We start from the raw sequence: 21,782 nt of genomic DNA, 5'->3' as shown, positions 1-21,782 counted from the left end.
ACGCCCCGCTATCGCTTCGATCCCATGAGCGCCGACATCCTCCATTTTCCCACGCGCCCGTCGCGTCTGGCCCTGCGGCTTGAATGGTTCGGTACCGAACGTTCCCTGCTGCTGATGATATGGGCGCTTTATTTCGCGCTGCGCGTTGCTGCGCTTTTGGCGGAGGCCTCGCCATCACCCGAGGCCGATTGGCATTTTGCGCAAGCAGCCAGTCCTGCGGCAGGCCATGGCGATGGCGGGGTGCCAGAAGCGCCGGGCTGGAAGGTCGCGCTGTCGCTCGTTTTCGCGCAGTTCGGCGCCTCCGCTGTGACCGTCGGTTTGTTCAACCTAGCCTGCACGATGCTTTCCGGACTGCTGACCCTCGCACTCGGCCGGCGCCTGTTCCGCAACGAGGCCGCAGCGCGCGCGGGCCTGCTGCTTCTGGCGATCCTCCCCGGCGCCATCGCGCGCGTGCCGCTGGCGCTGCCGGAGACCTTCCTCACCACGCTGCTGCTGGCCGGAAGCTGGGCCATCGTGACGCGCACCAGCCGCTGGCAGCTGGTCGGCGCCGGGCTGATCCTGGGCTTCGCAGCGTTGGTGAACCCGCTGTCCGTGTTCATCGTGCCTCTGCTATTCGCGGTGGACTGGCTGACACGGAAAGATGGCTGGCGTGCGTTCCCACCGGTTCTGGGCGAGTGCCTGCTGGTTCTCGCAATATGCGTTTTGATGCTCTTGCCGTGGGTGCAGCGCAGCCATGACCTCTTGACGCAGTGGTCCTTGAAACTGCCGGTTGGCCTGCCCGGCATGGCGAGCTTCAAGGAAGCGGTGAGCGGCCCCGGCCTCGCCAACCCGATCTGGCGCGCGGCCTTCCATGCCGATCTGGCCTATTGCGCCGTCCTGATGCTGGGCTTCATTGCAGCATTCCCGGTCATGCTGATCCGGCGCCGCCGCGACGGCCAGCGGTGGGCTGGCTGGTGGCTGCTGCCTTACGCCGCCGCGCTCTGGCCGGTGCTCGCCTTCTTCGTGCGGCCCGGCCCGCCGCTTCTCCTGCATCCGGTGATGCCGCTCGTCTGCGCGAGCGCGGGCTGGCTGGGAGTGATGGTATGGCAGTCGATGGCCGAACGAGGCAGACCCCGTCCGACGCTTCATTGATCCCGCGAACTTGCGGGATGACATTTGCCCTATTTGCCCTTACACCGGCCGCCATGACGCACCTGCGCACCACGACTACCACCACGACTACCCGGTTCGCCCGGGGACGGTTGGTCGCGGCCTGAAGACGCAGCCACCGTCGCCCGGGGTTCGGGCGGACGTGGCGTCATCCTCCCGAACCATAGCGAATTTACGGTCGCCAAAGCTTCACCCGCACGCGCGCCTGTGCCATGGCGCGCCCAAGGCCCGAAAAGCTGGTAACGAAAGACGAGTTCGATGTCCGAGATGTTCAAGATCAGCCTGCCCGACGGTTCGGTTCGCGAGATGCCTGCAGGCTCGACCCCGGCGGACGTTGCCGCCGCGATCGGCCCCGGCCTTGCCAAGGCGGCCCTCGCCGCGAAGATCGACGGCGAACTGGTCGACCTGACCCGCCCGTTTATGGGCGATGCCCAGCTCGCGCTCGTCACCAGCCGCGATGAGGCCGAGGCGCTCGAACTCGCCCGCCACGACTTTGCGCATGTGCTGGCCGAGGCGGTGCAGGCACTCTGGCCCGGCACGCAGATCACTTTCGGCCCGGCGACCGACGACGGCTTCTACTACGACGTCATGGCGCCCACCTCACGCGATCCCTTCGGCATGGACGACCTTCCCGCCATCGAGGAAAAGATGCGCGAGATCATCAAGGCCGACAAACCGCTGCGCCGCGAGGCGTGGACGCGCCAGCAGCTGATCGACAAGTGGACCGGCGACGGCGAAAAGTTCAAGGCCGAATGGGCCGCCGAACTCCCCGAGGGCGAAGAACTGACGGTCTACTGGTCGGGCAACGACTGGCTCGACATGTGCCGCGGCCCGCACCTGCCCAGCACCGGCAAGCTCGACCCGCAGGCGTTCAAGCTGATGCGCGTCGCCGGGGCCTACTGGCGCGGCGACCAGAAGAACGCGCAGCTCACGCGCATCTACGGCACCGGCTGGCTCAACAAGAAGCAGCTCAACGAACACCTGACGCGCCTTGAGGAAGCCGCCAAGCGCGATCACCGCAAGCTCGGCGGCGAGATGGACCTGTTCCACCTCCAGCACGAAGCGCACGGCTCGGTATTCTGGCACCCCAAGGGCTATGTGATCTACCGCGAGCTCGAAGACTACATGCGCCGCGCGATCGGCAGCGCGGGTTGCAAGGAAGTGAAGACGCCGCAGGTCATGGACGCGCGCCAATGGGAGCAGTCCGGCCACTGGGGCAAGTACCGCGAGAACATGTTCGTCATCCCCGACGAGGCGCCCAACACCGAGGACGAAGGCCCGCTGGTGTCGGACGAGGCGCAGTGGATGGCGCTCAAGCCGATGAACTGCCCGGCGCATATCCTGATCTTCAAGCAGGGCATCAAGAGCTACCGCGACCTGCCGCTGCGCATCGTCGAGAACGGCTGCTGCCACCGCAACGAACCGCACGGCGCGCTGCATGGCCTGATGCGCGTGCGCCAGTTCACGCAGGATGACGGCCACATCTTCTGCCGCGAAGACCAGATCGTCTCCGAAGTGCGGGACTTCTGTGAACTGGCGGACCGCGTCTACAAGCATTTCGGCTTCAAGTACGCGATCAAGCTGGCGCTGCGGCCCGACAACCGCATCGGCAGCGATGAGCTGTGGGACAAGGCCGAGGCTGAACTGCGTGACGCCGTCATCGACGCGGGGCTCGCCACCGAGGAATACGGCTGGGAGGAACTGCCCGGCGAAGGCGCCTTCTATGCGCCCAAGCTGGAATGGCACCTCACCGACGCGATCGGCCGCACCTGGCAGGTCGGCACGATCCAGTCCGACCGCATGCTGCCCGAACGGCTCGATGCCAGCTACATCGGCGAGGATGGCGAGCGCCACCGCCCGGTCATGCTGCACCGCGCGATCTTCGGCTCCTACGAGCGCTTCATCGGCATCCTGATCGAGCACTTCGCGGGCAAGCTGCCGGTGTGGCTGGCGCCGGTGCAGGCGGTGGTCGCCACGATCGTTTCCGATGCCGATGGCTATGCGACTGAGGTGACCGAAAAGCTCAAGGCTGCGGGCGTGCGCGTCGAGACCGACCTGCGCAACGAGAAGATCAACTACAAGGTGCGCGAGCACTCGCTGAAGAAGGTCCCGCATCTGTTGGTCGTCGGCAAGCGCGAGGCCGAGGAAGGCACCGTCGCCGTCCGCACGCTGGGCGCCGAGCATCAAAAGATGATGAGCCTCGACGAAGCCATCGCCATGCTCAAGGCCGAAGCTACCGCACCGGACCTCCGGTCGTGATTGCCCGCGAGCTTCTCGACACGGCCTGGGTCCCGGGCGGGGAGAAGCTTGAGTTGTTCCGGCACGACAAGGACTACATGATCGTGCTCGGTCACAACGAGCTGATGTCCACGCGCAAGTGGGGTTCGGAAGAAGCGCTGGCGACCATGGCGATGGAGCGCTTCGGCAAGCCGGTGCGGCCGACGATGCTGATCGGCGGCTACGGCATGGGCTTCACGCTGCGCGCGGCGCTCAAGGTGCTGCCCCAGGACGCCGAAGTGACCGTGGTCGAACTGGTGCCCGAGATCATCGAATGGGCGCGCGGGCCGATGGCGGAGCTTGCCGCAGGCTGCCTCGACGATCCGCGCGTGAACCTGGTCATGTCCGATGTCGCGCCGTTCATCGAGGGCGCGCAGGGCGACTACGACGCGATCCTGCTCGATGTCGACAACGGCCCCGACGGCCTCGTGCGCGAGGACAACAATGTCCTCTATTCGCGCTCCGGATTGCTTGCCGCGAAACGGGCGCTGACGCCGGACGGGGTGCTCGCCATCTGGTCCGCCGGTCCCGATCCCGCCTTCACCCGCCGCCTGCAGAAGGCCGGTTTCAACGTCGACGAGGTGAAGGTGGCATCGCGCAGCAACGGCAAGGGGCCGAAGCACGTGATCTGGTTCGCCACGAAGGCCTGAACGCTATTCCCGGCCAGCACATTGGCAGGCCGCACCGTATCGCATACCATTGCCCGCATGGCAGATTGCGGATGTGGACCCACGGCGGTTGAAACAAAGGCGCAGCAGCGCACGCTGTTGATCGCGCTCTGGCTGAACGGAGCGATGTTCCTGGTCGAAACCACGGCGGGGCTCATGGCTGGCTCCACCGGACTGACCGCTGATGGTCTCGATATGCTCACCGATGCCACAGCCTATGCCATCGCGCTTGCCGCCATTGGCCGCAGCAGCCACTTCAAGGCCAATGCCGCGACCCTCAGTGGCACTCTTCTGCTTCTTGTCGGCCTCGGCCTTCTCGCGGACGTCACGCGCCGGATGCTATGGGGCGGAGAGCCAGAAGGCGGCTGGATGATTGCTGTGGCGGGCCTGGCACTGGCCGTAAACGTGTACGTCCTGCGCCTTCTCGGCAAGCAACGGCGCGACGAAGTGCACCTCAAGGCGGCGTGGATCTTTACCCGTGCAGATGTGATCGCCAATGCGGCAGTCATAGCGGCAGGGGCCGCAGTCCTGCTGACCGGATGGCGCTACTTCGACCTTGGCGTGGGCGCCGCAATCGGCCTCTACGTCGTCAGGGAGGCGCTGGAAATCCTCGGCGAAGCGCGCGTGAGCCGGGCGGCGTAAAGCCCAAAAAAATGGGGCGGCCCGTCACGAGGCGGGGCCGCCCTTTAGTTGGGGAGAAGCGGTTCGCACCGGGCCGTGGAGACGGCGGCAGTGCAAGACCGGCACCCAGCTTCTCGCGCTTTTGACGCGCCGCAACATTGATCGGCGTCAAAAGCTGCATCCCCATTCACTTTTTTTGTGAGGCCGTACTCCAGTGCGAACTTGATCCACATCAAAGCTCGCAGCGAGACCGAATCGTAATGAAGTCAACAACAGTGTTGATTAAGGCACTGACGCTGACACGAGGATGGCTGCAATGACGATCTACAACCCGACCCAGTGCCCCCCGGCCTCAGAGATCGACATCCCGGCGCTGCACGCGAAGTACCTCCGCGAACGCGACCGCCGCATCAAGAAGAACCACAACGACCAGTACATTCCCGCCAGCGGCAAATGGGCGGAAATCTACGAGGTCGATCCCTATACCCCGGTGGCCCCGCGCGATCCGGTCACCGGGGAAACCGACGTCGTCATCCTGGGGGCCGGCTATTGCGGCATGATGGTGGCCGCTCAGCTGAAGAAGGCCGGGATCGACAACTTCTACAACGTCGACCACGGCGGCAACTTCGGCGGCACCTGGTACTGGAACCGCTATCCCGGCATCCAGTGCGACAACGATTCGCTCGTCTACATGCCGCTGCTCGAAGAGACCGGCTACATGCCGTCGAAAAAGTTCGCGGACGGCTACGAGATTCATGATCACTGCCAGATGATCGCCGATACTTTCGGCCTGCGTGAAAACGCGCTGTTCCACACGCTGATCAAGAACCTGAAGTGGGACCCGGAAATCAACCGCTGGCACGTCGGCACCAACCGCGGCGACGACATCAAGGCGCGCTTCGTGGTGCTGGCCATGGGCCCGCTCAACAAGCCCAAGCTGCCCGGCATCCCCGGCATCGACAAGTTCAAGGGCAAGATCTTCCACACCGCCCGCTGGGACTATGACTACACCGGCGGCGGGTGGCGCAATCCGGTGCTCGACAAGCTCGGCGACAAGAAGGTGGCGATCATCGGCACCGGCGCGACGGCGATCCAGGTCGTGCCCTATCTGGCCAAATATGCAGGCCACACTTACGTCGTGCAGCGCACCCCCTCGACGATCGATGCGCGCAACAACCGCCCGATCGATCCCGAATGGTACGCCGCGCAAAAGCCCGGCTGGCAGGAAGAGCGCATCCGCAACTTCCACCATGCGGCGATGGAACGGCTGGCCCCGCATGAGCCCGATCTGGTCGAGGACATCTGGACCGAGATCAGCCGCAACGTGAATGCCGAGCTGGAAGCCGAGGGCTGGCCCGACATTTCGATGGAGGAATACGCGGCCCGGCGCGAGGTCATGGACTACCGCGTGATGGAGCGCCTGCGTGCGCGTTGCGACATCATCAAGGACCCGGTCACCGCCGAAGCGCTCAAGCCCTACTACCGTTATCTGTGCAAGCGGCCTGCCTCGAACGACGACTTCTACCCGGCGTTCAATCAGGACAACGTCCAGCTTATCGACGTGGCCGAAACGCAGGGCCTCGAACAGCTTACCGAGAACGGCTTCATCCACCAGGGCGTGGAGTACGAGTGCGACTGCATCATCATGGCCTCGGGCTATGAAGTCACCAACGACCTCGACCGCCGCTGGGGCATCGATACCATCGAAGGGCGCGAAGGCATTTCGATCTATGACTACTGGCGCGACGGTTTCCAGACGTTCCAGGGGATGATGGCGCACAACTTCCCCAACATGTTCTTCACCGGCTTCACCCAGGCAGGTGCCAATGCGTCGAACTCGAAGACCTTTATCGATCAGGGCTTCCACATCGGCTACGTCGCTTCGCAGGCCATCAATCGCGGCATTGCCGTGGTGGAGCCCAGCCAGGATGCGCAAGACGCCTATATCAAGCACTTGCGCTCGGTCGCGGTCGACACGTCCCTGTTCGCCAACGAGTGCACGCCATCCTACTTCAACAACGAAGGCGACCAGAAGAAGAAGCGCTCGATCTTCGGCGAGCCCTGGGGCGAGGGCTATTACGCCTTCGAGGACATGCTTGGCGCATGGCGCAGCGAAGGGGAACTCACGGGGCTGATGCTCACCCCCGAATCCACTCTCGAACCGGCCGAATAAGGTCAAAGCAGATGGCCGGCCCCGGCGGGCCGGCCGGGATTGCGAGCCCGGGCAAGCCGGGCCGGAGGAAGCCATGAACAAGCCTGAAAAGATCGTCAGCGAAGATCTGTCCGAAGCCCTCACCTACCCGGCCGAGGCCTTCACCAGCCGCGATTATGCCGAGGCCGAGCCCGCAAGGCTGTGGTCGAAAGTCTGGCAGCAGGCCGGGCGCGTGGAGGAACTGAAAGAGGTCGGCGACTACATCACCTACAACATCTGCCACGATTCGATCCTGATCGTGCGCGATACGCCCGCCACGCTGAAAGCCTTCCACAACGTCTGCCCGCACCGGGGACGGCGCCTTGTCGGCAACAACACCGGCGGCGGCCCGAAGACGGTGGCACAGGACACCGGCGCGCACAGCGCCAAGGGCAACAAGCTGAAGTTCGGCTGCAACTATCACGCCTGGACTTTCGGCATGGACGGGCAGGCCACCTACATCCCCGACAGTGAGGACTGGAACGGCGCGCTCGGCTCGCCCGGCAGCTATTCGGCGTGCACCAGCCTGACACCCGTGCAGGTCGATACCTGGGGCGGCTGGATCTGGATCAACATGGATACTGAAGCCGGTCCCCTGCGCGAATACCTCGAACCGATCGCGACGCTGATCGACCCGTTCGAGTTCGACAGGATGCGCTACCGCTTCCGCTTCTGGGGCATCTTCGACTGCAACTGGAAAGTCGCGCTCGAAGCGTTCCTCGAACCCTATCACGTGCAGGGCACGCACCCACAGCTCATCAAGTACGGTGATTTCTACTCGTTCTCCAAGGCGTTCGGGCTGCATGGCCAGACCGGGTTCGATTCCAAGACGCACCGCGACGAAGGTTCCGCGGTCGAGACCAGCGTCCACCGTGCGGCAGGCGACGGCGACCCGCGCCAGACGATCGCGAACATGCAGCTCGAATACTGGGAGACGATCGGCGCCAGCACCAGCGAGACGCTGGTGAAAACTGCCCAGCGCCTGCCGATCGACCTGCCCAAAGGCACACCTGCGGCCGAAGTCCACAAGTACTGGCTCGACAACGCCAAGCGCATCGACGCGGAACGCGGCGTCGTCTGGCCCGATATCAGCGACGCGCAGATGGCCGCCGCGGGCCTCGCACTCTCGATCTTCCCGAACGTTAATTTCATTCCAGGCCCGACCTTCTCGCTGGCCTACCGGGTGCGCCCCTATGGCACCGATCCCGACAAGTGCATTTTCGAGGCCGTCGCGCTCGACCGCTTTCCGGAAGGCGAGGAGCCCGAAACGGAATGGACCTATGTCGAGCAGGATCTCGACAAGTGGCCCTATGTCATCGCGCAGGACATCTCGAACATGGTCGAGGTGCAGCGCGGCTACAAGTCTCAGGGTTTCCGGGGCAACCTCCCCAATCCCTGGCAGGAACGCAAGGTCACGAACCTGCACCGCGGCCTCGCGAAATACATGGGCACTGGCGATCTCAAACCGCTGAAGTGAACCCGGACAAATCCTCCCTGCTCCGTTCGCAGAATGGGGAGGTGGCAGACGCCGAAGGCGGCCGACGGAGGGGCTTATTACCCCTCCGTCACCGGCTCGCGGGCAATCCCCCGTCCCGTCGCTGCACGACGGGGAGGATTTTTAGAAACGTGTCTAACAAAGCCTTAAGCCCGGCCTCGCGCAGCCGTCCTACGGACGGATGGACAAGTCCCGTTTCAAGCCCACCCCGATCCTGCGCGAACGCCGGCGCAACAAGTGCGCCCGGTTCGCGCTGACCAATGCGCGTGGTGACGCCATCGAAGTCATGGTCCGCGACATTTCGTCGAAAGGCCTGAGCGCGGCTGCCTTAGGCGAGGCCCCGGCTCTAAACGAAGTGGTGCGGGCCCATCTGGAAGACGGGCGCGAGGTCTGGGGACTGGTTCGCTGGACCGACGGCAACCTGTTCGGCGTCGAATTCGACACCCGGGGCTGAAACTCAGACTGCCGAACTGAAGCGCCGCAGAGAATCCTTGCGGTAAGGATCGAAACGCGCCGCGATCGAACGCGCATAGGGCAAACCGCCCTGATGGATCACCAGATCCGCGCCATCCATTTCGCACAGGCCCGCGTGCACATAGTCCTGGAGCAGCGGCAGTGCCTCGCGCTGCAGATCGGCATCGATTCGCGCCCGCCCCTTGCACAGCAACGCCTCGATGACTGCGCCACGGCGCTGATCTTCCGGCTTGCGGACAATGCCCCGGTTGGCCGTCAACCGGTGTTGCGAGAGCATCATGCGATAGCGTCCGGTATTCTTCTCGTTCTGGATCAGCAGTCCCGGAAAGCTGCTGATCGACGATGCGCCCAAGCCGATCAGAACCGGGGACTGGTCTTCGGTGAAGCCCTGGAAATTGCGCCGCAACGTGCCGGACAACGCCGCCTGCGCCAGCGCATCCCCCGGTCGCGCGAAATGATCGAAGCCGACCGGCACATAGCCCTGATCGATCAGGTAGTCGTACCCGAACGCAGCCATGCGAAAGCGCATTTCGGCATCGGGCAGCGCGCTGCCGTCGATCTTCTTCTGCCGCGCAATCAGGTGCGGCACATGGGCATAGCCGAACAGCGCCACCCGGTCCGCGCCAAGCGCGACGGTCTGTTCCAGCGAACTGCTCAGGTGATCCATCGTCTGGCCCGGAAGACCGTACATAAGATCGAAATTGAGCGAACGCACGCCACTACTGCGCAGCGTGGCGGTAGAATTCTCGATCATCCGCGCGGGCTGAACGCGACCGATCGCTTCCTGTAGCACCGGTTCAAACGTCTGCACTCCCAGACTGGCGCGCGAGATGCCCACAAAGCTGAGCACCGAGGCCCATTCCGGCCCCAGCGTGCGCGGATCGAGTTCGATCGAAAAGACCGGCCGATCACCCTCAGTCTGAATGCCGAATTCCAGAGTCAGCGCGTCGACGATCCGCACGAAGTCGATCGGCGAAATACCGTTGGGACTGCCGCCACCGAAGGCGATGCGGGTGACCTTGGCCGCCTTGGGCAAGCGTTCGGCCACCAGCGCGATCTCCTGATGCAGGGCATCGAGATAACTGGTGACGCGGTCCGTGCGGTTGGCGACACTGGTATTGCAGCCACAATACCAGCAGATCTTCTCGCAGAACGGGATATGTACATAGAGCGAGACTTCGCCGTTCTCGCCCTCAAGCGCGGTGGCGAATTCCTCCGCTCCGACACCCTCGGCAAACTCCGCCGCTGTCGGGAAGCTCGTGTATCGCGGCACGGGAACCGCGAGCAGGTCGGGGTGATAAGTCCACATAGAGAGCGTATTCGCCTACGCGACATGGAAGATCATTGCGATCGATCAAGCCGCTTGCGTGAACTTCCGGTGTGGCAGCCTTTTGCACAGCAAGGGCCCTGCACCGGCCCCGAAGGAGCATCAGTGGGGCCTGCCGGGATCGTCACCGCCCCTCCACCGCACAGCGGCGCGATGATGCTGCGCGCCTCGGCCTCCAACGGACCGATCATGGCGGGAAGCAACGCCAGGGTACCGAGCAGGGCCAGTTCGCGCTTCACTTGCCGTCGTCCTCTTCGTCGATGAGGATGCGGTTGGCTGCGCCGTCGAGATCCTCGAACTGGCCGCTTTTCATGGCCCAGAAGAACGCGCCCAGCCCCGCAAGGCCCATCAGCAGCGCCAGAGGAATCAGGAAACCGAGAATGGTCATGCGGTGCCTTCCCGCCCCGCCGCGCGCGCCAATCGCAGAGAATTGCCGACGACCAGCAGTGAGCTGGCCGACATCGCGATCGCCGCGATCAGCGGGGTCACGAAGCCGAAGATGGCCAGCGGCACGGCCAGCATGTTGTAGACCGCGGCCATCACGAAGTTCTGGCGCACAATGCCCATGGTCGCGCGCGCAACGCGCACCGCCAGCGCCACCGGCATGAAACGCTCACCCACGAAGACGGCGTCCGCCGCCTGCTGGCTGACATCGCTGGCTCCACCCGGCGCTATCGAAACATGGGCACCGGCCAGTGCCGGACCGTCGTTGAGGCCGTCACCCACCATCAGGACCTTGTGGCCAGCATTAGCGCGCGCGCCAAGCATATCGAGTTTGTCGGAGGGAATCATGCCACCGGTGGCCTCAATTCCGAGCTGCGCTCCGATTGCCGCGACCGTGTCCGCACGGTCGCCCGAGACGATCCCGGAGTGAATGCCCTGCGCGGCCAGCGCCGCGATCGCCTCACGCACATCGGGACGCAGCGGATCGGTGAACGCGATTCGGGTCCGCGTGCCGCCGATCAGCAAATCCACCGAGAGCCCCGCCGTTTCCACTTCGGGCCGCACCAGCGCGACATCCTGCCCCTCGAACCGCGCGGTCATGCCCATGCCGGCAGTCTCCGCCAGATCGTCGAGCGCGGCCGGTTCGGTCCCGGCATCGCGCAGGGCCTGCGCCAGCCCCCGGCTGAGCGGATGACGACTGCCCTGCGCCAGTGCCAGCGCCACCGAGCAGGCCTGGGCGTCGAGTACACCAGGGTCCGCCGGGCGCGGTTCGCCTATCGTCAGTGTGCCGGTCTTGTCGAACAGCGCTTCGTCCACTTCGGCCAGCCGCTCGAGCGCCGAGCCATCCTTGATCAGGAGCCCGCGCTTCATCAGTGCGCCCGCCGCGACGACCTGCGCGGCAGGAACCGCAAGGCCCAGCGCACAGGGGCAGGTGATGATGAGAACCGCGACCGCGATCGTCAGCGAGTGATAGACGCCCGCTCCTGCCAGCATCCAGCCGCAGAAGCTGAGGAAGGCCAGGCTGTGCACGACAGGTGCGTAGATGCGCGAGGCCTTGTCGGCGATGCGCACATAGCGCGAGCGCGACTGGCCCGCCTCGTCCATGAGCCGCGCGATGTCGGCCAGTGCCGTGTCCTGCGCGGCGGCCGTTACCTTGATCCGGACCGGATTGCCGAGGTTGACCATACCAGCGTGTACTGTGTCCCCCGGCCCTGCGGCCCGCGGATCGCTCTCGCCGGTCAGCATCGACGAATCGATGGAGGTGCGGCCTTCCAGCACTTCGCCGTCCGCCGCCAGCGCTTCGCCAGCAGCCACCAGCATCACCATGCCCGGCGCCAGCCGCTCGGCCTCGACATACTGCGTCGAGCCGTCCGGCTGTACCACATGCGCGCCCCGGCCCATGCGGCCGAGCAGCGAGGCGATGCCGGAGCGGGCGCGGCTGCGCATCATCGCATCGAGCACGCGCCCCGCGAGCAGGAAGAACAGCAGCATGACCGCGCCGTCGAAATAGGCATGGACGCCACCGGTCACGGTTTCGTAGAGACTGAGCCCCGTCGCCAGCAGCACGCCGATCGAGATCGGCACGTCCATGTTGGTGCGGCGGTAGCGCAACGCCATCAGCGCCGACGCGAAGAACGGACGCCCGGCATAGGCAATCACCGGGATCGCGATCAGCGCGCTGATCCAGTGGAACATCTCGCGCGTCACCGCGTCGGCGCCGGCCCAGACGCTGACCGAAAGCAGCATGATATTCATCATGCCGAAACCGGCGACGGCCAGCGCCCGCAGCAGGCGCCTGGTTTCGGCGTCGTCGCGGCCTAACGGATTATCGGCAGCGCGTTCGGCCTCGAAGCCGAGCTTGCGCAGTTCCTCGATCAGATCGTCATCGGTCAGGCCGGGCACGTGACTGACTGCCACCCGCTTGGCCGAAAAGTTCACACGCGCAGCCGCGACTCCGGGCACCGCCGACAAACCGCGCTCGACTTTGCCGATGCACCCGGCACACCGCATCCCCGGGACAGTGAAGCGGCTGTCCACGCACTCGCCAGCGACAGACAGATCGGGCACAGGCGCGTTCATGGCACCGGCTGCCCCATGACCTCCTGCCCTTCGACCTGATCCTCCCCTCGCCAGATCTTGCCGCCAGCCTCGATATCGAAACGCAGGATCCAGCGGCCTTCGGGCAGCGGCTTGTCGCTGACATAAGCGCCACTCGCTTCCTTCTGGAAGGTCAGCGCGATGTCGGGTTTGCGGCCCAGCGGGTGGCGAGCGATCGCCTTGACGGTCGGGTAGGCGGGCACACCGGCAAGCGCGGCGGTGAGGCGGCCATCGGAGCGGCGCTCCACATCGACTTTCCAGCCCAGCGCCTTTTCCTTTGCCGCTTCGTCCAGCCACTTGTTGAAGTGCTGGCTGGCGACGTAGGAATTCTCGACCACAACGCCACCGAAAGTCGATGTAGCGAGGCTCGCCATCAGGAAGTTGACGGCGAACACCACCCCGAAACCCGCGACCAGAATCACGGTCATGTGCTTGCCGGTGAAGGGCTTGCGGCGGGGGGCTTGCTGGCTACTCATCACTGTCCTTCCGGAGCGTCGAAATTGACCTCTGCTTCGTCCTTCTCGCGAGCATCTCCGGCCGCCTGGAGCTTGAATTCGAATTCCTGCGCGGACGTATCCGATGGGGCGACGACATAGACCCGGACGCTCTGCGTCTCGTCGGCCGGGACGGTGCGGGTCAAGGTCCTGCTCGCATCTTCACGGGCCATGTCCTCGGTCCACATCATGCCGTCCTTCAGGCCCTCGATCGAGAGTTCCATCTCGCGCGGCCGCCCCTCCATGTTGCGCAGGCGCAGCGCGTAGGCGTTACGGATCGATCCGTCGCTCATCAGAATATAGGGCGGATTGCGGTCCTTGGCCACGTTGAGCTGGGTATGGACACGCGTGCCGAGCATGAACAGCAGCGCCAGGCCAATGCCGGCCCAGACGCAGAAATAGAGAATTGTGCGCGGGCGCCAGATCAGCTTGAGATGGCGCGTCGGCGGCTGGCCGGCCTTCTCCTGCTCGGCATCTTCCAGCGTGGCGTAATCGATGAGCCCGCGCGGACGGCCGGTTTCCTTCATCACCCGGTCGCAGGCATCGATGCACAGTGCGCAGGTGATGCAGCCGATCTGCGGTCCCTCGCGGATGTCGATGCCGGTCGGGCAGACCGCGACGCACTGGTTGCAGTCGATGCAGTCGCCGAACTGGCCGGGATTCTTTTCGGCCTTCTTGACGCTGCCGCGCGGTTCGCCGCGCCAGTCCTTGTAGGTGACCAGCAGGCTCTTCTCATCGAGCATGGCAGTCTGGATGCGCGGCCAGGGGCACATGTAGATGCAGACCTGCTCGCGCATGAAACCGCCGAGCACGAATGTCGTCATGGTGAGGACGAACGTGGTGCCATAGGCAACGGCCGGGGCCGTGCCGGTCCAGAATGCCTGCTGCAGGGTGGGCGCATCGGCGAAGTAGAAGATCCATGCACCGCCAGTGGCGAAGCTGATCGCCAGATAGACCGTCCACTTTGCCAGGCGCCGGGCGATCTTGGCCGGGCCCCAGGGCGCCTTGTAGAGGCGGAAGCGGGCGTTGCGGTCACCATCGAAGAAGCGGTCGACGTGCTGGAACAGGTCGGTCCAGACCGTCTGCGGACAGGCATAGCCGCACCATGCGCGGCCGACGGCGCTCGTCACCAGGAACAGGCCAATGCCCGCCATGATCAGGAGACCGGCCACGAAGTAGAACTCCTGCGGCCAGATCTCGATGCTGAACATGTAGAAGCGGCGGTGCGCAAGGTCGATGAGGACAGCCTGATCGGGGGCATAGGGCCCGCGATCCCAACGGATCCACGGCGTGATCCAGTAGATCGCAAGGCAGATCACCATGATCGCCCACTTGATGCGCCGGAACTTGCCGTCGATGCGCCGGTTGAAGACCGGCTCGCGCTTGGCATAGAGCCCCAGCGGCTGGTCTTCCGGCTTCAGTGTTTCAGGCTTGTTCATGTCCTTGGTCCGCTCGTGTATTCGTCGGGGGGCTGAGCGGCCCCGGGCGAGTGCGACCCGTCCCGGGGGAAACCACGGCCTATTCGGCCGTGGTCGCTTCAGCTTCGGGTTGTGCTTCGGCCGGCGCTGCAGCGAATTCCTCACCACCGCCCAGCGAGTGGACGTAGGCCGCCAGCATCTTGATGGTCACCGGGTCGAGGCGGGTGCCCCAGGCCGGCATCACGCCATGGCGCGGATTGCCGATCTGCGTGCTGACGGCATCACGGTTACCCGCAAAGAGCCAGATCGCATCCGACAGGTTCGGCGCGCCGAACTGACGGTCGCCCTTGCCTTCCGGGCCATGGCAGACAGCGCAGTTGGCCTCGAACACGGCCTTGCCCCGCTGCGACGCTGCAGAGGGCTTTTCCTTGCCAGACAGCGACAGGACGAAGCTGGTCGTATCCTGGATCTGCGCCGGGGTGAGCAGACCGTCGCGGCCGAAAGCAGGCATCTGGCTCATCCGCGTCTCGTCGTCACCCGGCTGGCGGATGCCGTGGATCAGCGTCTGCTGGATGGTCTTGAGATCACCGCCCCAGAGCCAATCGTCGTCGTTGAGGTTGGGGAACCCGTTCGAGCCCGCCGCACCGGCGCCGTGGCACTGCACGCAGTTGACCTTGAACGCCGCCGCACCGCCAGCCACCGCCGCGCGCATCAGATCGGGATGCTGGGGCAGTTGCTCGATCGGCATGTCCTTGAGCGCCGCAACGGTTTTGGCCCGCTCATCAGCGGCAGACTTCAGCTCCTTGTCCAGCTGCCCGCGGCTGGTCCAGCCCAACATACCCGGGGTCGCGGAGTGAATGCCCGGCAGCGCCGGATAGGCAATCACATAGCCGATCGCGAAAACGATCGACGCATAGAAGCTCCACAGCCACCAGCGCGGCAGGGGCGTGTTGAGTTCCTCGATCCCGTCCCATTCATGGCCGACGGTTTCGGTGTTGGTGGCTTCATCGAGACGCTTGTTAGCCATCGTTCTCGTCCTTGAAGATCATGTTGGCGGCCTCGTTGCTCTTCTCGCGCATGCCCGGCCGGAACGGCCAGGCGACGAGCACAAGAAAAGACAGCCCCATCGCAACCAGTGCCCAGCTGTCGGCGATCTGCCGCAGCGTCTCGTACAGGGAGTGCTCGATCGTGATCATCGTCCATGCTCCGATGCGAGTTCTTCCTGTGCGGCAGGCCCGTTGACGTCGACCAGCGTGCCCAGCATCTGCAGATAAGCGACCAGAGCGTCCATCTCGGTCAGGCGCGAGGGGTTGCCGTCGAAGTCGCGGATCTGCGCCTTGGGATAGCGCGTTTCGAGATCCCCGGCGTCGGCCTCGGGATCGGCCTGTGCCTTGAGGTCGGCCATGGCCATCTCGATGTCCTTGTCGGTGTAGGGTACACCAACATCACTCAGCGCCTTCAGATTGGCCGCTACGTTCGGAACCTCGAGATCGGTTTCCGCGAGGAAGCCGTACTTCGGCATGACCGATTCAGGTACCACCGATTGCGGGTTCTTGAGGTGCTGCACGTGCCACTCGTCCGAGTAGCGGTTGCCCACGCGCGCCAGGTCCGGCCCGGTACGCTCGGACCCCCACTGGAACGGGTGGTCGTACATCGATTCCGCGGCGAGGCTGTAGTGGCCATAGCGCTCGGTCTCGTCGCGGAAGGGGCGGATCATCTGGCTGTGGCAGACGTAGCACCCTTCACGGACGTAGATGTCGCGCCCGGCCTGTTCGAGCGGCGTGTAGGGACGCATGCCCTGTACCTTCTCGATCGTGTTGTCGATCCAGAACAGCGGTGCGATCTCGACGATGCCGCCGATGGCAACGGTGATGAAGGCGCCGATGCCGAGCAGCGTGACGTTCTTCTCAAGCGTCTTGTGGCGCTCAACGATGGAAGTCATTTTCCTATTCCTTTTCGTCGGGCTTATTCGGCGGGAGCCAGGATCGGGCGGTCGGCCTCGGGATCGTAGGCGGCGTCATGCATCGGGGCTTCGGAGCGCAGCTTGCCTGCGATCGTCTGCCAGACGTTGACCACCATGATCACCGCACCGGAGAGGTAGAGCAGCCCGCCGAAGGCACGCAGCGCATACATCGGGTGGATCGCGGCGACGGTGTCGGCAAACGAGTTCACCAGATAGCCGTCCGGCCCGTATTCACGCCACATCAGACCCTGGGTGATACCGGCGACCCACATGCTGGCGGCGTAGAAGACGATGCCGATTGTCGCGAGCCAGAAGTGCCAGTTGACCATGCGCAGCGAGTAGAGCCGTTCGCGGTTCCACAGGCGCGGCGTCAGGTAGTAGATGGCGCCGAAGGTGATCATGCCATTCCAGCCCAGCGCACCCGAGTGAACGTGGCCGATGGTCCAGTTGGTGTAGTGCGAGAGCGAGTTGACGCTCTTGATCGACATCATCGGGCCTTCGAAGGTGCTCATGCCGTAGAAGGCGACCGACATGATCATCATGCGGATGATCGGGTCGGTGCGGACCTTGTCCCAGGCGCCGTTGAGCGTCATCAACCCGTTGATCATGCCGCCCCAGCTCGGCATCCACAGCATGATCGAGAAGACCATGCCCAGCGTCTGCGCCCAGTCGGGCAGCGCGGTGTAATGCAGGTGGTGCGGGCCAGCCCAGATGTAGAGGAAGATCAGCGCCCAGAAGTGGATGATCGACAGACGGTAGCTGTAGATCGGGCGTTCGGCCTGCTTCGGCACGAAGTAGTACATCATCGCCAGGAAGCCCGCGGTGAGGAAGAAGCCCACCGCGTTGTGGCCATACCACCACTGGACCAGCGCGCCCTGCACGCCGCCGAACAGCGGGTAGCTCTTCGAGCCGACAAAGCTGACGGGGACGTCGAGGTTGTTGACCACGTGCAGCATGGCGATGGTCAGGATGAACGCCAGGTAGAACCAGTTGGCGACGTAGATATGCGGCTCCGAACGCTTGACGATCGTGCCCACGAAAACCAGCAGGTAGCAGACCCAGACGATGGTGAGCCACCAGTCCACATACCATTCGGGCTCGGCATATTCCTTCGACTGGGTAATGCCCAGCAGGTAACCGGTCGCGGCCAGAACGATGAAGAGCTGGTAACCCCAGAACACGAAGCGCGCGAGGCCCGGGAAGGCCAGACGAGCGCGGCAGGTGCGCTGCACGATATAGAAGCTCGACGCGATCAGCGCATTACCGCCGAACGCGAAGATCACCGCGGACGTGTGCAGCGGGCGAAGGCGCCCGAAATTGAGATATGGTGCAAAGTCCAGCACAGGCCAGGTCAGCTGCAGCGCGATGAACAGGCCTGCCGCAAAACCGGCCATGCCCCAGAACACCGTCGCGATGACACCCCAGCGGACCGGATCATCATCATACCTGCTCTGATCGGGCATCTTGAGGATGCCGCGCGCGATGGCCGAATAGTCAGCACCGCTGATTGTGAACCACACCGCGATCAGCGCCGCCAGCGCGACGATGCCCATGTGGATCGCGAAACCCCCATCCGCCGCGAGCGCGACCCCGATGACGGCAAGGAAGAGCACGGCAAGCCAAATGCCTGCCCGCGCGAGGACCGTTACCATATGCATTCTCTTTCGAGATTGTTGCTGAACCTGTTGCCGCCTTGGAGAGTATCATGAACCCTCGCATTGATAACGATCAAAATGAGCCGACTATAAAAAAAGCGCTAAATTCCGCCAATTTGCGCACGATCAAATCATGATCGACGCAAGTGGAGGAAAGCGTTGGGGCAGCCGCTAAAGAGGGGGGATCGCACGGTGCGGCCCCGGCGGACATGAAAGAAAAGACTATGCGCAAGACCATGATGCTTGCCGCGCTTGCCGCGGCCACCGCGATCACCACGCCGGCCATGGCTGGCAGCCCCGAAGGCAAGATTCAGGTGAAGGTACTTGGCACGGCCGTTCTTCCGGACGGCGGTATCGACAAGGTCAAGTCGATCGACACCACCAGCACGCTGGGCAGCACGCTCGCATCGCTCAACCAGTTCGACACCAAGGCAAACGACAATGTCGTGCCGACACTCGCGATCGAATACTTCTTCACCAATAACGTGTCGGTCGAAACGATCTGCTGCTTCACCCAGCACCACGTCAACGGCACCGGCGATCTCGCCGGCACCAACATCGTCAATCATGTGCTGATCCTGCCCGCCACGCTGACGGCCAAGTACCACCTGGACATGGGTGGTCCGATCAAGCCTTATATCGGCGCGGGTCCGTCGATCTTCTTCGTCTTCGACGAAAAGCCCGGCACAACCGCCAAGGCGCTGGGTGTCGACCGGGTCAAGATGTCGAACTCGCTCGGTGTTGCCCTGCAGGGCGGCGTAGACATCGCGCTGGGCGACAGTGGCTTCGGTCTCTCGCTGGATGCCAAGAAGTACTTCATGAAGCCCACCGCGAAGTTCTACGCTTCTGGCACCAAGGTTCTCGAAACCAAGCACGATCTCGATCCGTGGGTGCTGAGCGCGGGCGTGGCGTACCGCTTCTGAAGCGTCCCGCCTCACGGCAAACACGGGAAAGGGGAGCCATCCGGCTCCCCTTTTTCGTTGCGCGCGCGATCTTGCAGGAAACTATCTGCGCCGGGCACAAGACATCACAGCCTCAAACCGCATGCGAGGCGGTCCAGGGTGCAGCCTTTTCCGTTTGATGCGAATTGCGCTCGCGGGTCAGCCCGCTTCCGCAACCAGTGCGTCGAAGTCCAGGATTGTCACGTCGCGGCGCGACGGCAGGTCGATCACACCTTCGTTCTTCAGGCGCGTGAACTGGCGGCTCACCGTCTCGATCGTCAGTCCCAGCACGTCCGCGATCTGCTGGCGCGAGAACGGCAGGATAATGTGGCGCTGGTTGGGCTTGTCGAAATCGACCTTGCAGCCCGAGCCGGTCAGGCGCTCGGACATCTCGATCAGGAAGCTCGCCATCTTTTCAGAGGCAGACTTGCGGCCGAGCAGCAGCATCCAGCGCCGCGTCCGGTCAAGCTCGCCCAGCGTGCGTTCGAGCAGCTTGTGTTCCAGCTTCGGATGATCGCGGGCAAAGGCGTCGAAGTCGCGGCGCGAGAAAACGCAGACCTTGGCGTCAGTCAGTGCTGTCACGCCATGCCCGGACTTTCCGCCGAAGGGCCGGCCGATGAAATCGGAAGGGTAGACCACGCCGACAATCTGCTCGCGACCGTCCTCGGTATTTGTCGAGAGCTTGAGCACGCCTTCGATCACGTTGGCGACAAGGACCGAATCCTCGCCTTCCCAGATCAGTGATTCCCCGGGCGCAATCTTGCGGGTCCGCCCGATCGAGTTGAGGGCATCCAGCTCCTTGGTATCGAGCGAAGCACAAATCGCCCGGTTCCGGACAACACAAAGATCACATGTGGACATACTGATCGGGCACCAACGTCGCGGGATCGCCTTTAAACGATCCCGTTAGCTTAAAACGAAGGGGGTGAAAAGCACCCCCTTCCATAGTCGGCCCCTGTATATAACCACTTCCTAAAGTTCAAGGTCAAGGATCGGTCCATCGAAATTGCCGCCAAGCTTCTGGTTGGCCGCCGCAAGCTTGTCGGCCGGCTCGCCAGCAATATAGCCATCGATTAGACGCTGATAATTGCTGATCAGGCCTTCCACATCCTTCGCAAGACGCATGAATTCGAATCCTTCCGAATGCAGGCCCTTCTGCTGGAGCGGGATATTGGAATAGTCCTGACGCGGGATCATCGGGAAATCCTGGCTGTCGTAGGGCAGGACTGTCGGCTCCATCGGCGGCTCCGGCTCCTGCCCTTCGGGGAAGTGCGTCAGTGACCAGATCTCGAAACGGCATTTTTCCGGGCCCAGCGGCCGGATGCGGTACGACGCGTAGCTGGTGAAGAACGGGAGCAGGAAATAGTGCGGGAAGAGATATTCCACCGCGTTCACAGGATCCGACACGCAGACCGCGTTGAGATCGGGGACGTTTTCGCCGCGTTCCCTTAGCTTGCGGCTGACCGCGTCCTGCACCAGCCCGAACCACGTCGGCACGGCCTCGGCCACCGTCGGCGGCAACTGGATATCGGGATTGTCAGGCCCCAGTTGCTCGGCGATCTCGATTTCCTTGGCGTGGACCATGCCGGCCATGCCCGAGCCCAGTAGCTTGAGATTGTCGATCTGCGCGCGGATGTTCTGCTCGACGGACTGCTCCGGGTCAATCGGCAGGCCGATGCCGCCCGTGTCGTCGCCATAACGGGCATTGTATAGCCCGGGCACTGAGCGCTGCAGCTGGGGATGGGTCATCATCACGTGGTAGCCTTCCATGAAAGCCTCCATCGCGATCTTCCAGTTGGCCGGCAGGTCGGTGGCGAACCACCATTCGGACCGCACGTTGGACATGCCGTGCGCATCGAGCCGGTCCAGCACCGGGCCGAGGCAATCCTTAAGCGAAGGCGCGTTCATGTCGTGGTTGATAAAGGCGCAGCCGCCCCATGTCTCGCAACGGACCGGCTTCAGGGCCAGTTCGTTCTGGTCAAGCAGATCTTCAGAGAACAGCTGCTTTCCGTAAACAAAGGTGCTCTCGCCATCCATGTTCCAGCGCCAGCCATGGAAGGGGCAGATGAAACCGGACTTCGCGCAGTTACCGTGACCATTGCCCGAGCCGCCGGCGATCGGCACGCCGCGGTGGCGGCAATGGTTCTGGTAGGCTTTGACCCCCTCCTTGGTCCGCACGACGAGAACCGACTTGCCGACGTTCGAATATTCGACCCAGTCACCGACGTGGGGGATCGTTTCGAGACGGCAAGCCATCTGCCAGACGTGCGGCCAGAGATGATCGACCTCGGCCTGGTAGAACGTCTCGTCGTAGTAGCGCTGTGCGGGAATCAGCTCGGAACGCGTGATCGGGTAGGGATTCCCGGCCAGCGACATACCCGCGGAATTGATATCGGCCATGGGAGGCATCCTGTCCTGTTTGTTTCTAACTGGCAGGAGTTTGCAGGACGCTAGGCAACGCAAGCTTTGATCAAGCGCAAATCTTCATCCCAATGGCCGTACGCCAGCGCGAGAGCGATCGAGTAACGCCGGGTTCCGTGAAGGACTGAATTGCTAAGTGCTTGAGAG

At 63.7% G+C, this 21,782-nt stretch carries 20 protein-coding genes; 8 read left to right on the top strand and 12 right to left on the bottom strand.

What is annotated here, in order from left to right:
• The first annotated feature begins 24 nt into the window (after positions 1-24).
• The 7 genes from MTR64_RS18010 (at position 25) to MTR64_RS17980 (ending at position 8,855) form a co-directional block, all read left to right on the top strand.
• Entirely contained in the window at positions 25-1,131 is a 1,107-nt protein-coding gene (locus MTR64_RS18010) for a glycosyltransferase family 39 protein (RefSeq protein WP_243995892.1), read from the top strand.
• A 276-nt stretch (positions 1,132-1,407) separates the two neighbouring features.
• The gene (gene thrS / locus MTR64_RS18005) at positions 1,408-3,408 is read left to right on the top strand and encodes a threonine--tRNA ligase (RefSeq protein WP_243995891.1); all 2,001 of its coding nucleotides are present in this window, start codon (positions 1,408-1,410) and stop codon (positions 3,406-3,408) included.
• The gene (locus MTR64_RS18000; RefSeq protein WP_243995890.1) at positions 3,405-4,076 is read left to right on the top strand and encodes a spermidine synthase; all 672 of its coding nucleotides are present in this window, start codon (positions 3,405-3,407) and stop codon (positions 4,074-4,076) included. Before thrS ends, MTR64_RS18000 begins: the two co-directional genes overlap by 4 nt.
• 57 nt (positions 4,077-4,133) lie before the next feature.
• The gene (locus MTR64_RS17995) at positions 4,134-4,736 is read left to right on the top strand and encodes a cation diffusion facilitator family transporter (protein ID WP_243995889.1); all 603 of its coding nucleotides are present in this window, start codon (positions 4,134-4,136) and stop codon (positions 4,734-4,736) included.
• Positions 4,737-5,031: 295 nt separating this feature from the next.
• A complete protein-coding gene (locus tag MTR64_RS17990) occupies positions 5,032-6,888 on the top strand; it encodes a flavin-containing monooxygenase (protein WP_243995888.1) in 1,857 nt (618 codons plus the stop codon).
• A gap of 73 nt (positions 6,889-6,961) precedes the next feature.
• Positions 6,962-8,383 (top strand): aromatic ring-hydroxylating oxygenase subunit alpha, encoded by a 1,422-nt coding sequence (locus MTR64_RS17985; protein ID WP_243995887.1) that lies wholly within the window; start codon positions 6,962-6,964, stop codon positions 8,381-8,383.
• 199 nt (positions 8,384-8,582) lie between these two features.
• Positions 8,583-8,855, top strand: a complete 273-nt coding sequence (locus tag MTR64_RS17980; protein ID WP_243995886.1) for a PilZ domain-containing protein — start codon at positions 8,583-8,585, stop codon at positions 8,853-8,855.
• A gap of 3 nt (positions 8,856-8,858) precedes the next feature.
• Here the strand turns inward: MTR64_RS17980 and hemN are convergent, their stop codons facing one another.
• From hemN to ccoN, 10 genes are all read right to left on the bottom strand, one after another.
• Positions 8,859-10,184, bottom strand: coding sequence for an oxygen-independent coproporphyrinogen III oxidase (hemN, locus tag MTR64_RS17975; protein WP_243995885.1), 1,326 nt, complete (start codon positions 10,182-10,184; stop codon positions 8,859-8,861).
• A 32-nt stretch (positions 10,185-10,216) separates the two neighbouring features.
• Positions 10,217-10,441, bottom strand: coding sequence for a hypothetical protein (locus MTR64_RS17970; RefSeq protein ID WP_243995884.1), 225 nt, complete (start codon positions 10,439-10,441; stop codon positions 10,217-10,219).
• Positions 10,438-10,590 carry a cbb3-type cytochrome oxidase assembly protein CcoS gene (gene ccoS / locus MTR64_RS17965; RefSeq protein WP_243995883.1) on the bottom strand — a complete coding sequence of 51 codons (153 nt, stop codon included), beginning with the start codon at positions 10,588-10,590 and terminating at the stop codon, positions 10,438-10,440. Before ccoS ends, MTR64_RS17970 begins: the two co-directional genes overlap by 4 nt.
• Positions 10,587-12,725, bottom strand: a complete 2,139-nt coding sequence (locus MTR64_RS17960) for a heavy metal translocating P-type ATPase (RefSeq protein ID WP_243995882.1) — start codon at positions 12,723-12,725, stop codon at positions 10,587-10,589. The genes ccoS and MTR64_RS17960 overlap by 4 nt, the downstream gene beginning before the upstream one ends.
• The gene (locus MTR64_RS17955; RefSeq protein WP_243995881.1) at positions 12,722-13,219 is read right to left on the bottom strand and encodes a FixH family protein; all 498 of its coding nucleotides are present in this window, start codon (positions 13,217-13,219) and stop codon (positions 12,722-12,724) included. Before MTR64_RS17955 ends, MTR64_RS17960 begins: the two co-directional genes overlap by 4 nt.
• Positions 13,219-14,676 carry a cytochrome c oxidase accessory protein CcoG gene (gene ccoG / locus MTR64_RS17950; protein WP_243995880.1) on the bottom strand — a complete coding sequence of 486 codons (1,458 nt, stop codon included), beginning with the start codon at positions 14,674-14,676 and terminating at the stop codon, positions 13,219-13,221. Before ccoG ends, MTR64_RS17955 begins: the two co-directional genes overlap by 1 nt.
• A 79-nt stretch (positions 14,677-14,755) precedes the next feature.
• A complete protein-coding gene (ccoP, locus tag MTR64_RS17945; RefSeq protein WP_243995879.1) occupies positions 14,756-15,682 on the bottom strand; it encodes a cytochrome-c oxidase, cbb3-type subunit III in 927 nt (308 codons plus the stop codon).
• Complete coding sequence (locus MTR64_RS17940; protein ID WP_243995878.1) at positions 15,675-15,851, bottom strand: cbb3-type cytochrome c oxidase subunit 3; 177 nt, start codon at positions 15,849-15,851, stop codon at positions 15,675-15,677. Before MTR64_RS17940 ends, ccoP begins: the two co-directional genes overlap by 8 nt.
• Positions 15,848-16,597: a cytochrome-c oxidase, cbb3-type subunit II gene (gene ccoO, locus MTR64_RS17935; RefSeq protein WP_243995877.1), complete on the bottom strand. Its 750-nt coding sequence runs from the start codon at positions 16,595-16,597 to the stop codon at positions 15,848-15,850. The genes MTR64_RS17940 and ccoO overlap by 4 nt, the downstream gene beginning before the upstream one ends.
• A gap of 23 nt (positions 16,598-16,620) precedes the next feature.
• A complete protein-coding gene (ccoN, locus tag MTR64_RS17930; RefSeq protein WP_243995876.1) occupies positions 16,621-18,270 on the bottom strand; it encodes a cytochrome-c oxidase, cbb3-type subunit I in 1,650 nt (549 codons plus the stop codon).
• A 227-nt stretch (positions 18,271-18,497) separates the two neighbouring features.
• Here ccoN and MTR64_RS17925 point away from each other — a divergent pair, with 227 nt between their 5' ends.
• Complete coding sequence (locus MTR64_RS17925; protein WP_243995942.1) at positions 18,498-19,196, top strand: OmpW family outer membrane protein; 699 nt, start codon at positions 18,498-18,500, stop codon at positions 19,194-19,196.
• A 177-nt stretch (positions 19,197-19,373) separates the two neighbouring features.
• Here the strand turns inward: MTR64_RS17925 and MTR64_RS17920 are convergent, their stop codons facing one another.
• Both MTR64_RS17920 and MTR64_RS17915 read right to left on the bottom strand, forming a co-directional pair.
• Positions 19,374-20,075 carry a Crp/Fnr family transcriptional regulator gene (locus tag MTR64_RS17920; protein WP_243995875.1) on the bottom strand — a complete coding sequence of 234 codons (702 nt, stop codon included), beginning with the start codon at positions 20,073-20,075 and terminating at the stop codon, positions 19,374-19,376.
• Positions 20,076-20,186: 111 nt separating this feature from the next.
• On the bottom strand, positions 20,187-21,614 hold the full coding sequence (locus MTR64_RS17915) for an aromatic ring-hydroxylating oxygenase subunit alpha (protein WP_419144962.1): 1,428 nt from the start codon (positions 21,612-21,614) through the stop codon (positions 20,187-20,189).
• Between the last annotated feature and the right edge of the window lie 168 nt (positions 21,615-21,782).

It is taken from the genome of Novosphingobium album (ex Hu et al. 2023), from assembly GCF_022832385.1.
Classification (GTDB): Bacteria; Pseudomonadota; Alphaproteobacteria; order Sphingomonadales; family Sphingomonadaceae; genus Novosphingobium; species Novosphingobium album.
This window is presented reverse-complemented; position numbering and strand designations above follow the sequence as displayed.

Bases quoted from the DNA above. Each gene is read 5' to 3' on its own strand.
- MTR64_RS17925 (WP_243995942.1), top strand. From the start codon at position 18,498: ATGCGCAAGACCATGATGCTTGCCGCGCTTGCCGCGGCCACCGCGATC.
- ccoS (WP_243995883.1), bottom strand. From the start codon at position 10,590: ATGACCATTCTCGGTTTCCTGATTCCTCTGGCGCTGCTGATGGGCCTT.
- MTR64_RS17990 (WP_243995888.1), top strand. From the start codon at position 5,032: ATGACGATCTACAACCCGACCCAGTGCCCCCCGGCCTCAGAGATCGAC.
- MTR64_RS17995 (WP_243995889.1), top strand. From the start codon at position 4,134: ATGGCAGATTGCGGATGTGGACCCACGGCGGTTGAAACAAAGGCGCAG.
- MTR64_RS17940 (WP_243995878.1), bottom strand. From the start codon at position 15,851: ATGATCACGATCGAGCACTCCCTGTACGAGACGCTGCGGCAGATCGCC.
- MTR64_RS17985 (WP_243995887.1), top strand. From the start codon at position 6,962: ATGAACAAGCCTGAAAAGATCGTCAGCGAAGATCTGTCCGAAGCCCTC.
- ccoO (WP_243995877.1), bottom strand. From the start codon at position 16,597: ATGACTTCCATCGTTGAGCGCCACAAGACGCTTGAGAAGAACGTCACG.
- ccoP (WP_243995879.1), bottom strand. From the start codon at position 15,682: ATGGCTAACAAGCGTCTCGATGAAGCCACCAACACCGAAACCGTCGGC.
- ccoG (WP_243995880.1), bottom strand. From the start codon at position 14,676: ATGAACAAGCCTGAAACACTGAAGCCGGAAGACCAGCCGCTGGGGCTC.
- MTR64_RS17980 (WP_243995886.1), top strand. From the start codon at position 8,583: ATGGACAAGTCCCGTTTCAAGCCCACCCCGATCCTGCGCGAACGCCGG.
- MTR64_RS17915 (WP_419144962.1), bottom strand. From the start codon at position 21,614: ATGGCCGATATCAATTCCGCGGGTATGTCGCTGGCCGGGAATCCCTAC.
- MTR64_RS17955 (WP_243995881.1), bottom strand. From the start codon at position 13,219: ATGAGTAGCCAGCAAGCCCCCCGCCGCAAGCCCTTCACCGGCAAGCAC.
- MTR64_RS17920 (WP_243995875.1), bottom strand. From the start codon at position 20,075: ATGTCCACATGTGATCTTTGTGTTGTCCGGAACCGGGCGATTTGTGCT.
- hemN (WP_243995885.1), bottom strand. From the start codon at position 10,184: ATGTGGACTTATCACCCCGACCTGCTCGCGGTTCCCGTGCCGCGATAC.
- MTR64_RS17960 (WP_243995882.1), bottom strand. From the start codon at position 12,725: ATGAACGCGCCTGTGCCCGATCTGTCTGTCGCTGGCGAGTGCGTGGAC.
- ccoN (WP_243995876.1), bottom strand. From the start codon at position 18,270: ATGGTAACGGTCCTCGCGCGGGCAGGCATTTGGCTTGCCGTGCTCTTC.
- MTR64_RS18010 (WP_243995892.1), top strand. From the start codon at position 25: ATGAGCGCCGACATCCTCCATTTTCCCACGCGCCCGTCGCGTCTGGCC.
- thrS (WP_243995891.1), top strand. From the start codon at position 1,408: ATGTCCGAGATGTTCAAGATCAGCCTGCCCGACGGTTCGGTTCGCGAG.